Annotated in this window: 10 protein-coding genes and 1 pseudogene; 9 read left to right on the top strand and 2 right to left on the bottom strand. The window is 65.7% G+C overall.

The annotated features are described in order from the left end of the window. The first annotated feature begins 34 nt into the window (after positions 1-34). On the top strand, positions 35-430 hold the full coding sequence (locus HB681_RS12840; RefSeq protein ID WP_213955197.1) for a nuclear transport factor 2 family protein: 396 nt from the start codon (positions 35-37) through the stop codon (positions 428-430). 44 nt (positions 431-474) lie between these two features. Here the strand turns inward: HB681_RS12840 and HB681_RS12845 are convergent, their stop codons facing one another. After that, positions 475-1,491: a LysR substrate-binding domain-containing protein gene (locus HB681_RS12845; protein ID WP_213955198.1), complete on the bottom strand. Its 1,017-nt coding sequence runs from the start codon at positions 1,489-1,491 to the stop codon at positions 475-477. 102 nt (positions 1,492-1,593) lie between these two features. Here HB681_RS12845 and pcaH point away from each other — a divergent pair, with 102 nt between their 5' ends. After that, on the top strand, positions 1,594-2,319 hold the full coding sequence (gene pcaH, locus HB681_RS12850) for a protocatechuate 3,4-dioxygenase subunit beta (protein WP_213955199.1): 726 nt from the start codon (positions 1,594-1,596) through the stop codon (positions 2,317-2,319). 19 nt (positions 2,320-2,338) lie between these two features. Next, positions 2,339-2,944, top strand: coding sequence for a protocatechuate 3,4-dioxygenase subunit alpha (gene pcaG / locus HB681_RS12855; RefSeq protein ID WP_256354282.1), 606 nt, complete (start codon positions 2,339-2,341; stop codon positions 2,942-2,944). Between the two features lie 138 nt (positions 2,945-3,082). Here the strand turns inward: pcaG and HB681_RS12860 are convergent, their stop codons facing one another. After that, positions 3,083-3,760, bottom strand: a complete 678-nt coding sequence (locus HB681_RS12860) for a c-type cytochrome (RefSeq protein WP_213955200.1) — start codon at positions 3,758-3,760, stop codon at positions 3,083-3,085. Positions 3,761-3,909: 149 nt separating this feature from the next. Between HB681_RS12860 and HB681_RS12865 the strand changes: the two genes are divergently transcribed. From HB681_RS12865 to HB681_RS12890, 6 genes and pseudogenes are all read left to right on the top strand, one after another. Next, positions 3,910-4,752, top strand: a complete 843-nt coding sequence (locus tag HB681_RS12865; RefSeq protein WP_213955201.1) for a MoxR family ATPase — start codon at positions 3,910-3,912, stop codon at positions 4,750-4,752. 8 nt (positions 4,753-4,760) lie between these two features. Further along, on the top strand, positions 4,761-5,366 hold the full coding sequence (locus HB681_RS12870) for a GNAT family protein (RefSeq protein WP_213955202.1): 606 nt from the start codon (positions 4,761-4,763) through the stop codon (positions 5,364-5,366). A 6-nt stretch (positions 5,367-5,372) separates the two neighbouring features. Next, a complete protein-coding gene (locus HB681_RS12875; RefSeq protein ID WP_213955203.1) occupies positions 5,373-6,560 on the top strand; it encodes a VWA domain-containing protein in 1,188 nt (395 codons plus the stop codon). Positions 6,561-6,773: 213 nt separating this feature from the next. Continuing rightward, positions 6,774-7,625, top strand: coding sequence for a 2OG-Fe(II) oxygenase (locus HB681_RS12880; protein WP_213955204.1), 852 nt, complete (start codon positions 6,774-6,776; stop codon positions 7,623-7,625). Positions 7,626-7,674: 49 nt separating this feature from the next. Then, entirely contained in the window at positions 7,675-9,576 is a 1,902-nt protein-coding gene (locus HB681_RS12885) for a BamA/TamA family outer membrane protein (protein ID WP_213955205.1), read from the top strand. A 78-nt stretch (positions 9,577-9,654) separates the two neighbouring features. Then, positions 9,655-11,434: pseudogene (locus HB681_RS12890) on the top strand (translocation/assembly module TamB); the annotation flags it as partial.

Below are 11,434 nucleotides of genomic sequence, written 5' to 3' on the forward strand. Positions count from 1 at the left end.
GAATCATGTGGCATTTGCGAATGGAGAATTTGCAATGCCGACGCTCGACAAAACCCTCATCGACCTTGAGACCAGGTTCTGGCAGTCGATGGTCGACCAGGACACCGACGCCGCCCTCTCGCTGCTCGACAAACGCGCGCTCATGGTCAGTCCGCAAGGAACGCTCCAGTTCGACCACGCGGGCTATCGAAAGATGGCGGAGGAAGGCGCCATGGTGCTGACCTCCTTCGAACTCAGCGACGTCGATGTCTTTCTTCCGAACGATGCAACCGCCATCCTGACCTACCGAGTGAAGCAGGGCGTCTGCAAGCGCGGCAAGCCCGAAAGCAGCACCACGACGGACATGATCGACACATCGACCTGGGTGAAGGCCGGCGCCGGCTGGCGCTGCGTGGCGCACACGGAGATTCCGGCCGCGGCGAAGCAATGATCGTCTCTGGCACCCCAGGCCCACCGGCCCAGTGACGCACCGCATCAGCGCGCGGGTTTCCTGCGGGAAGCAGCGCTCTTCGCCGACGCACCCGCAGGCCGGCTTTTCGGCTGGCCCTGGCGCGCAGCCTCGCGCAGCAGACCGACCATCGCGACACACGCCGCCGAACTCTGCGCATCGCTGCGCATCAGCAACCCGACCGGCTCCTCCGTGCCAGGCGTATCGATGCGAAGCCGGATCAGCGTGCCGGCCAGGAAATCGTCTCGCGCCGCGCCCAGCGGCGTGACCCACACGGCATCGGAGGCCGCCACCAGCGCGCGCGCCACCATCAGGTCGAGCGTCTGCAGTGCATCGGGCGGCAAGGCCAGCCCGCGCGAGGAAAAGAAACTCTCCGTGTTGTGCCGCGGGATCGTGCCCTCCGCGTAGACCACCAACGGAAAGCCGAGCACCGCCTGCACCGAACTCCCGCGCCGTGCCAGCGGATGACCCTTGCGCACCGCGAACACCAGCGGCTCGGTGTAGAGCAGTTCGAAACTCAAGCCGGTCATCAGGCGCGGATCGCTGATGCGCCCCGCCACCAGGTCGAGTTCGCCCGCGCGCAGTTCATCGAGCAGCACCGCATTGGTCGCGCTCTTGACCCTCACCTGCAACGCCGGCCAATGCGCGCGCAGCCTGGCCAGCGCCTGCGGCAACAGCGCGGGCGCGACGCTTGGCAAGGCGCCGATGCGCAGGCGCTCCAGCCGCACGCCCGCCGCCGGCGCGATGGCCTGTGCGCCGGCATCGACCGCCTCCAGCACGCGCAGCGCATGCCCCAGCAGTTGCTCGCCGGTGGGTGTCAGGCCTTGCACGCCGCGCCGCCCCGCACTGCTGCGCTCGACCAGGCGCGTGCCGACCAGCGCCTCGAGCTCCGTCAGGGTCTTGGAGATCGCAGGCTGGCTCACGGCCAGGCGTTCCGCCGCCCGCGCCAGGTGCCGCTCCTGCGCGATCGCGACAAAGCAGCGCAGGTGCCGCAACTGCACGTTGCGCGAAAAGGCAAGAGCCGGCGCGGCGCTCTTTTTCATAACCAATGCTTATTGAAAATCATCGATTGTTCAATTTACATCAACTAAGAGGCCTTCTAAAGTGCGGGCTCCCCACAAGACATTTCCCTCAGGAGACACGACATGCTGGACCGCACCAAGACGCCCGCCGCGACCCTCGCGCCACGCGATTTCGAGAGCCATCCCCCCTACATCTACCCCGGCTACAAGTCGACCGTGAAGCGCGGCCCGACGCAGCCGCTGATCCCGCTCAAGGCCTCGATCGGCGAACTGCAGCAACCCGTGTATGGCCACAGCAGCATCGGCGAATTCGATAACGACCTCACCCGCAACGCCCGCCGCAACGGCGAGCCGCTCGGCGAACGCATGATCCTCACGGGCCAGGTGATGGACGAGCGCAAGCGCCCGATCCGCAACACGCTGGTCGAGATCTGGCAGGCCAACGCCTCCGGCCGCTACGTGCACAAGGTCGACCAGCACGATGCGCCGCTGGACCCCAACTTCCTCGGCGCCGGCCGCTGCATGACCGACGACGAAGGCCGCTACCGCTTCCTCACGGTCAAGCCCGGCGCCTATCCCTGGGGCAACCACCCGAACGCATGGCGCCCGCAGCACATCCACCTGTCGCTGTTCGGCGAGCACTTCGCCAGCCGCCTGGTCACGCAGATGTACTTCCCCGGCGACCCGCTGATGCAATACGACCCGATGGTCACCGGCACGCCGGCGAAGTACCGCAACCGCCTGGTAGCCGACTTCAGCCTCGACATCACCGAGCCCGACTACGCCCTCGGCTACGTCTTCGACATCGTGCTGCGCGGCGCCGACGAGACGCCGTTCGAAAACCGTTGATCAAAAGGAGACACGATTCATGATGAGCGCACTCGAAACCAACTTCGGCCAGACCCCTTCGCAGACGGTCGGCCCCTACTTCGCCTACGGCCTCACCGCCACCCAATACGGCTACGACTTCAATCAGCCCTTCGACGCCACCGTGGCGCTCGACAACGCCACCGGCGAACGCATCCGCCTCGAAGGCCGCGTGATCGACGGCGATGGCATCCCGATCTTCGACGCACTGGTCGAGATCAGCCAGCCCGATGGCGAAGGCCGCTATCCGCAGACCGTAGACGAAGCCAGCGAAATCGGCTTCCGCGCCTTCGGCCGCTGCGGCACCGGCACCGACGCACACAAGCGCTTCGTGTTCCACACCGTCAAGCCGGGCGCCGAGGCGCCGGGCGAAGCGCCTCACGTCAACGCCATCATCACGATGCGCGGCATGCTGCTGCACGCCTTCACGCGCATCTACTTCAGCGACGAGGCCGAAGCCAATGCGAAGGATGCCGTCCTGCAAAGCGTGCCCGCGCAGCGCCGCGAAACGCTCGTCGCGCAACGCCACGAGCAAGGCGGCGCGGTGGTGTATCGCTTCGACATCCACATGCAGGGCGCGAAGGAAACGGTGTTCTTCGACGTCTGACGAGAAGGTGTGGATCTTTCTACCGCGGCCACCGCTCTCGCTACGAAATCTCCACACCTTCTGACGCGGCGGCAATCCGCACAGCAAAAAGCCCGCAAACGCGGGCTTTTTGTTGGGTGAGGCAAAGGCCTCGTCGGCTTACTTCGCCTTGTGGATCATCGACTCCGGCACCGTCTTGAGTTCACCCGGCACCGCACTGATGTAGCTCGCCAGTTCCTTCAATTCGGCGTTCGTGAAGTTCTTCGCCTGGCCACCCATGATGGGGTTGGAGCGCCCGACCATGGGTTGATGCGCCTTGTACGATTTGAGCGCCACGAGCAGGTAGTCGGCATGCTGGCCGGCCAGCTTGGGCACGGTGCCGTCGTTGGGCGTGTTGAAGTTGGCGCCGTGGCACTTGGTGCAGTTGTTGTCCTTGTCGCGCGAGATCAGGGCCTGGACCGTGTCATTGGGCTGCGCGGCGGCCGGAGGAGCCGCATCGCCCTGCGCCATGCCGAGCGTCGAGTAGTAAGCAGCCAGGTCGGCCATGTCCTGGTCAGTCAGCGTGTCCGCGATCGCGCGCATCGTCGGATGCTTGCGGTCGCCGGCCTTGTAGGCATTGAGCGCCGACACGATGTAGGTGGCGCTCTGGCCCGCGATCTTGGGCACCTTGTAGATCTCGGGGAAGCTGGCCTGGTAGCCGATGATGCCGTGGCAACCCACGCACATGGCTGTCTTCTTGCCGCCGTTTTCGGCATTGCCCGTCACCTTCTGGGCATTGGCCGAGACCGTCACGCAAGCGACAGCGAGGGCAAACATCGTGGTCAACAACTTGTTCATTTTGCGCGCACAATCTCGTGGAGAAATCAGATTTCAGATCAACATTTGATTATATGCAGGGCGCATTGCTGCCCCGGGCGCAAGGCAGTGAATGCAGCGCATCGCAGATCGAATGTGTTCCCTTTTCACCCACAGCTTCACCTGATCCAATGAAATTCAAGGGCTCTGACAACTACGTCGCCACGCAAGACCTGATGCTTGCGGTCAATGCCGCCATCACGCTCAAGCGCCCATTGCTGGTCAAGGGCGAACCCGGCACCGGCAAGACCATGCTCGCCGAGGAAGTGGCCGCCGCGCTCGACCTGCCGCTCCTGCAATGGCACATCAAGTCGACCACCAAGGCCCAGCAAGGCCTCTACGAATACGACGCGGTGAGCCGCCTGCGCGACTCGCAGCTCGGCGACGAGCGCGTCAAGGACATCCACAACTACATCGTCAAGGGTGTGCTGTGGCAAGCCTTCACGGCCGATGCACCGGTCGCGCTGCTGATCGACGAGATCGACAAGGCCGACATCGAGTTCCCCAACGACCTGTTGCGCGAACTCGACCGCATGGAGTTCTATTGCTACGAGACGCATGAACTCGTGCGCGCGAAGCACCGTCCGGTGGTGTTCATCACCTCCAACAACGAGAAGGAACTGCCCGACGCCTTCCTGCGCCGCTGCTTCTTCCACTACATCAAGTTCCCCGACGTGGCGACGATGAAGCAGATCATCGACGTGCACTTCCCCAACCTGAAGCAAGAGCTGCTGACGGCCGCGATGAAGACCTTCTACGACGTGCGCAACCTGCCCGGCCTGAAGAAGAAGCCGTCGACCTCCGAACTGCTCGACTGGCTCAAGCTGCTGGTGGCGGAGGACATCCCGGTCGAGGCACTGCAGAGCAAGGACGACAAGGTCGCGGTGCCGCCGCTGGTGGGCGCGCTTCTGAAGAACGAGCAGGACGTGACCTTGTTCGAGAAGCTCGTCTTCATGCAACGCAACAACCGCTGAACCGGGCGATGCCTTTCGTCGAACCCGTCACGCTGTCGTCGCGCGGTATCGCCATGGTGCCGCTGGCACTGTCCCATGAAGAAGGCCTGAAGGCCGCGGCGGCCGACGGTGAACTCTGGAAGCTGCGCATCACCTCCGTGCCCGAACCGCACGAAACGCGCGGCTACGTCGAGAGCGCGCTGCAAGGGCGCGAGGCCGGCAACCGCTTCGCCTTCGCCGTCACGGACGAAGCCACCGGCGCTGTGCTCGGCAGCACCAGCTACCACGACATCCTCCCTGCCGTGAAGCGCGTGGAAATAGGCTACACCTGGTACGCCAGGCGCTGCCAGCGCACGCACGTCAACACCACCTGCAAGCTGCTGATGATGTCGCATGCCTTCGATACCCTCGGCTGCAACGTGGTGGGCTGGCGCACCGACAATTTCAACCATGCATCGCAGGCCGCCATCGAACGCCTCGGCGCCCGCAAGGACGGCGTGATCCGCGGCCACGCACTGCGGCGCGACGGCACGATCCGCGATACCGTGATGTACAGCCTGCGCTCGGGCGAGTGGCCCGAAGTGAAGGCGCAATTGCTTTACCTGCTGGACAAGCCCCGTTCGGCAAAGGAGTGACGCAGCATGCTGATCGACTTCTTCTACACCCTGCGCTCGGCCAAGCTGCCGGTGTCCGTCAAGGAATACCTGATGCTGCTGGAGGCGCTGCAGGCCGACGTGGTCGGGCCCAACTCCGACGACGCCCACAGCCTGGATGACTTCTACTACCTCAGCCGCACCACGCTGGTGAAGGACGAGAAGCACTACGACAAGTTCGACCGCGCCTTCGCCGCCTACTTCAAGGGCGTCGAGATGCTGGCCGACTTCACCAAGGAAGTGCCGCTCGACTGGCTGCGCAAGACGCTGGAACGCGAGTTCACCGCCGAGGAAAAAGCCAAGATCGAGAAGATGGGCTGGGACGAACTCATGGAGACGCTGAAGAAGCGCTTCGAGGAGCAGAAGGAACGCCACGAGGGCGGCAACAAGTGGATCGGCACTGGAGGAACCTCGCCGTTCGGCCACGGTGGCTACAACCCGCAGGGCATCCGCATCGGCGGCGCCGGCAAGAACAAGAGCGCCGTGAAGGTGTGGGACCAGCGCGCCTACAAGGACTACGACGACTCGCAGGAACTCGGCACGCGCAACATCAAGATGGCGCTGCGCAAGCTGCGCAAGTTCGCGCGCGAGGGCCATGAAGACGAACTGGACCTCGACGAAACCATCAACAAGACAGCCGCCAACGCCGGCTACCTCGACATCAAGATGCGGCCGGAGCGCCACAACAACGTCAAGGTGCTGTTGCTGATGGACGTGGGCGGCACGATGGACGAGCACGTGCAGCGGGTCGAGGAGCTGTTCTCGGCCGTCAAGACCGAGTTCAAGCACCTGGAGTTCTATTACTTCCACAACTGCGTCTACGACTTCATGTGGAAGAACAACAAGCGTCGCTTCTCCGAGAAGTTCGCGACCTGGGACATCCTGCGCAAGTACAACAAGGACTACAAGCTCATCTTCGTCGGCGACGCAACCATGAGCCCCTACGAGATCCTGCAGCCCGGCGGCAGCGTGGAATACAACAACGAGGAAGCCGGCGCCGAGTGGATCCAGCGCCTCACGCACGCCTTCCCGAAATTCGCCTGGGTCAACCCGGAACCGCAAGGCGTCTGGCAATACCGGCAAAGCATTGCCGTGATGCAGCAACTTGTGTCGAATCGTATGTTCCCTCTTACGCTGAAAGGCTTGGAAGAGGCCATGCGCCTACTTTCAAAGTAGGCGTATTCCTACACATATCGATGTTTTTTTGTCAAGCGACATAGGCCATCTAAACGCTGGCACGCACGTACACTTCCCGTTACATTAATACTTTCTAGTTCACAATTTCTCAAGAATTGGAGACTGGAAGGGCCGCGCCTTCGGGCGTGTCTGCAAATCTTGACGGGGCTACCTGCCGTGTACATCTCATCGCTTGAATCTGCCGCCGTTGGTTTGGTCCCCCAGGCCCGCGCGAACGCATGGGTTCCCGACACGATCACCATCCGCGGTGTGCAGCTTGCCATTCCCGAACTGGTGGACCGCTCGTACTTCGAGCCGGCACGGATCGAGTCCTTGCGGGCACGCCTGCAGGCCGGCCAGCCGTTCCCTCACCTGGTCGTCGAAAACCTGTTCAACCCGCGACTGCTGGAACTGGTGACAGAGGAGTTCGACCAGAGCCAGTGGATCGACGTCAAGAGCAACTACGAATCCACGCGCCGCACGGCGCTTGGCGCGCACCTGGGGCCGGCGTCCCAGTTGTACTTCGACGTGGTCAATTCGGGCTGGTTCACCGAGTGGCTGTCGGCGGTGATCGACGTGCCCTACCTGCTGCCGGACCCCAAGCTGTTCGGCGGCGGCCTGCATGAAAGCAAGCCGGGCGCGACCTTCGCGGTGCACCGCGACTTCAACCTGCATCGCCACCTCGGCCTGAAGAACGAGATGGTGTTCATCACCTACCTCAACAAGGGCTGGCAACCTGAATGGGGCGCGTCGCTCGAACTGTGGAACGCCACCAAGGACAAGTGCGTGACCAAGGTGCTGCCGGAATTCGGCCACACCTTGCTGATGCCGCACGGCCCCGTGAGCTACCACGGCCATCCCGACCCGATGACCCCGCCGGACGGCCGCCCGCGCCGCTCGATCGCCGCGTACTACTACACGAGCCCCGACGCGGGCAAGACGCGCGAGGATCAGGTCTCGTCGATCTTCATCAAGATGGGACGGGTCGACAAGCTCAAGCGCGTGGCGCAGATGATCGCGCCGCCCCTGCTCTGGTCGGTCGCGCGCAAGTTCGTCAAGGGATAGTCCTCCCGCATGCCTCGCGGGTGCGAAGCATGCTGTCAGAATGGGGCGGATGCACAGGGTGGCACCCTTCAATACGCCGGCTTTCTGGCCGGCGTTGCTTTTTTTGATCACCCTCCTCCTGCAAGGGTGCAGCTTGCTGCCGAACCAAAAGCAGGACGAGCCGGCCTCGGTATCCAGCCCGGTCGCGGGGGCGGACAAGGACGATGCCGGCAAGTCGCAGAAGGAGCCGCACGATGCGTTCAGCATCGAGGTCGAGGCGCCCGACAAGGTGCGCGAGTATCTGGTCCGCCACCTCGAACTCCAGCGCTACCGCCAGATCGATGATCTCGGCGCCGCCGAGTTGTCGCGCCTGATGGTCGCGGCCGAGGCGAATGCCCGCGAATTGCTGGGCACGCTCGGCTATTTCACGCCCACGCTCACGCTGGAACTGCGCGAGACGCCCGACGCCCCCGCACCGCGCCAGGTGCATGTGACGGTGGCGCCCGGCGAGCCGACGCTGGTGGCCCAGGTCGAGATCAATTTCAGCGGCGCGGTGGCCGAGGATGCGGCCGGCGAGGCGCAGCGCAATGCCGTGCGCGCCGGCTGGTCGCTGCGACCCAGCCTGCCCTTCAGCCAGGAGGCATGGGACAACGCAAAGTCCGGCGGCCTGCGCACGCTGACGGCCAAGCGCTATCCCACCGCCAGCGTGAAGAGCAGCCGGGCCGACGTCGACGCCGACACCGCCCGCGCCCAGTTGCATGTGGCCTACGAATCCGGGCCGGCCTATCGCTTCGGACCGATGCTGGTGCGCGGCAGCGACCGCTACAACCCCATCAATGCCCTGCGCATCGCGCGGCTGCCGCAGGGCCAGGACTACGACCAGCAGGTGCTGCTCGACGCCCAGCAGCGCCTGGCCAGCAGCGGCTACTACGACTCGGTGTTCCTGACGCTGGACACCGAAGGCAAGGATCCGCAGGCCGTGCCGGTGATCGCGCAGGTGCGCGACGCGCCGCTGCAGAAAGTGGTGCTCGGCGTGGGCTTCACCACCGACAACGGCGCCCGCGTGAGCATCGACCACACCAATAACCAGATGCCCGTGCTGGGCTGGCGCGCCGTGTCCAGGCTGCAGTTCGACCAGAACACGCAGTTCGTCAGCACGCAGTGGACCGACGTGCCCGGCGAAAGGGGCTGGCGCTGGTTTGGCGGCGGGCAGCTCAAGCGTGACACCTCGGGCGACTACGAGGTCGACAGTGCCCGCGTGCGCGGCGGCATGAGCACCAGCACCGACCACATCGACCGCAGCTATTTCCTGCAATACGACAACGCACAGAACAAAGGCGTTGGCGCGCCGCCGTCGGCCTCGGCGCTGACGCTCAACTGGGGCTGGACCGGCCGCTACTTCAACAATCCCGCGCAGCCGACCAGCGGCTACGGCGTGGCGGTCGAGCTGGGTGCCGGCTACACGCTGACCGGCGAGCGCCTGCCCTTCCTGCGCAGCTACGGGCGCTGGCTCGGCATCTTTCCGCTGGACTGGACTTCGGACAGCGCAGCCCGGCGCAGCCGAATCGCGCTGCGCGCCGAGGCCGGGGCCGTCACCGCGAGCGACCGGGCGCTGATCCCCACCACCCTCGAGTTCCTGACCGGTGGCGACAACACCGTGCGCGGCTACAGCTACCAGGAGATCGGCGTGCCCAACGCCTTGGGGCAGACCGTGCAGGGCCGCTACCTGGGCGTGGGCAGCGTCGAATGGCAGCGCCCGTACATCCACAGCGGGCAACTCACCGACTGGGAAAGCGTCGTCTTCGTCGATGCCGGCTCGGTGGCGGACCAGTTCCGGCAGTTGCGGGCCAAGTTCGGCGTGGGCGCTGGCGCACGCTGGAAGAGCCCGGTCGGGCCGGTGCAGATCGACCTGGCCTATGGCGTGGACATCCACAAGTTCCGGTTGCATCTGCGGCTGGGCTTCAACTTCTAGAAATGAGAACGGGCTTCAATATGTTCGCCGTAGCTGCAGGCGTCGCGGAACAACGGCGCAGCACCATGGAACGCTGAGATGGCGATGAAGCAGGATGCCAACCCGGAAGCGGCGGCGCCAGTGGCGGAGGCTGCACCTCCTACTGCCCGGCCAGCGCGCTCGCGCACGCGGCGTGCGTTGCGCGGCCTCGCGTGGCTCGCGGGCGGCATGGTGGCGCTGCTGCTGGCGCTGGCATTCGGCGCCTGGTGGTGGATCGGCTCCGACCAGTCGCTCGCGTTCACGCTGTCGCGGGCCGCGCGCTACCTGCCGGCGGGGCAGACGCTGGAGTCGCGCGAGGTCAGCGGGTCGCTCCGCACGGGCGGGCACATCGGCTTCCTGCGCTGGCAGAGCGAGAAGCTGGCCGTCGAGGTGCACGAGGCGACGATCGGCTGGAGCCTGCAACCCCTGTTGAAGCGCCAGGTGAAGCTCGGCGAGGTGCATGCGGAACGCGTCAGCATCGAGCGCCTCGGCCCACCGGACGACAAGCCCGTGGAGCCGCTCGAACAACTGGCGCTGCCGATCGAGATCGACCTGCCCTTTCGCGTCGACGCGCTGCACTGGGGCGGCCCGCCGCCGCTGGACATCGGACAGCTCGCCGGCCACTACCGCTACACCGCCGACCATCACGAACTGCAGGTCGACGGCATCGATATCGCGGATGGCCACTACAGCGGCAAGCTGCGGCTGCAGGGCCCGGCGCCGATGGCCATCGAGGCCGCACTGGAAGGCAAGGTCCGTGCGCCGCTGGACAAGGAACGCAGCATCGACGTGCTCGCGAGCGCGAGCGTGAATGGCACGCTGGCCGGACGCGATGCGCGCCTCGCGGTCGAGGCCCGGTTGAAGCCGGCGCAGGAAGATGCGGATACGCCGATGAATGGCCAGCTCACGGCCCATCTCGCGCCGTGGCAACCGCAGCCCGTGCTCGACGCGCGGGCCGAATTGGAGAACGTTGACCTGGCCCAGCTGTGGCCGCAGGCGCCCGCGACACTGCTCAACGGCGAGGTGGCGGCCGGACCGGACAGCACCGCCGGCCCGAACGGCTGGCAAGGCAAGGTCGACCTCCGCAACGACCGGCCCGGACCGTGGGACGAGGGCAAGCTGCCGGTGGAGCGGGTCGAGGCCAGCGCCAGCTTCGACGGCACGAACTGGGACGTGCCGCAAGCCACGATCCATGCCGGCGGCGGCCGCATCAGCGCGGAAGGCCGCTGGAGCCCGGCGCCTTCGCCCTGGACCGCCAAGGCCACGGTGGAGGACGTGCAGCCCGGCCTGCTGCACTCGCAGCTTGCCGGCGCGCCGGTGGACGGCCGCGCGAGCGTCGAGCAGCGGGGCGAGGCCTTGCTGTTCGACCTCGCCCTGGATGCCAAGGGCGGCGCCGGGGCAGCCGGTATCGAAGGCCTGCGCCTGGACCATGCCGACGCGCAAGGCCAATTGCAGGACCAGGTGCTCGACCTGCGCTCGCTGCACCTGGAGGCCGTGCGCGCCCGCCTGGACGGAAAGCTGAAGGTGCGCATCGCAGAGCAGGCCGCCAACGGCAATCTCAACCTGGTGATGCCGGGCGGCCGTGTGCAGGTCGAAGGGCGCGTGGCCCCGGCGCAGGGCGCGGCCGAACTCAAGGCCACCGTGGACGACGCGACCGCACTGCAGCGTTGGATCGAGCAATTGCCCGGCCTGGCCCAGGCCTTCGCAGGCCACGTGCTGGTCGGCGGCGCGCAACTCGACGCGCGCTGGCAAGGCGGCTGGCAGGCCATCCAGCGGCGGCTGCAGGATGTGCGGCAGCCGGCGGCGCGTGGCGCGGAGCCCACGCTGCAGGCCACGCTCT

Origin of the sequence: Variovorax sp. dw_954, from assembly GCF_018449755.1 — a bacterium.
Taxonomy (GTDB): domain Bacteria; phylum Pseudomonadota; class Gammaproteobacteria; order Burkholderiales; family Burkholderiaceae_C; genus Variovorax.

Excerpts from the sequence above, each read along its gene's own strand:
- HB681_RS12845 (WP_213955198.1), bottom strand. The coding sequence starts at position 1,491 with ATGAAAAAGAGCGCCGCGCCGGCTCTTGCCTTTTCGCGCAACGTGCAG.
- HB681_RS12875 (WP_213955203.1), top strand. The coding sequence starts at position 5,373 with ATGCTGATCGACTTCTTCTACACCCTGCGCTCGGCCAAGCTGCCGGTG.
- HB681_RS12885 (WP_213955205.1), top strand. The coding sequence starts at position 7,675 with ATGCACAGGGTGGCACCCTTCAATACGCCGGCTTTCTGGCCGGCGTTG.
- HB681_RS12860 (WP_213955200.1), bottom strand. The coding sequence starts at position 3,760 with ATGAACAAGTTGTTGACCACGATGTTTGCCCTCGCTGTCGCTTGCGTG.
- pcaH (WP_213955199.1), top strand. The coding sequence starts at position 1,594 with ATGCTGGACCGCACCAAGACGCCCGCCGCGACCCTCGCGCCACGCGAT.
- HB681_RS12840 (WP_213955197.1), top strand. The coding sequence starts at position 35 with ATGCCGACGCTCGACAAAACCCTCATCGACCTTGAGACCAGGTTCTGG.
- pcaG (WP_256354282.1), top strand. The coding sequence starts at position 2,339 with ATGATGAGCGCACTCGAAACCAACTTCGGCCAGACCCCTTCGCAGACG.
- HB681_RS12870 (WP_213955202.1), top strand. The coding sequence starts at position 4,761 with ATGCCTTTCGTCGAACCCGTCACGCTGTCGTCGCGCGGTATCGCCATG.
- HB681_RS12865 (WP_213955201.1), top strand. The coding sequence starts at position 3,910 with ATGAAATTCAAGGGCTCTGACAACTACGTCGCCACGCAAGACCTGATG.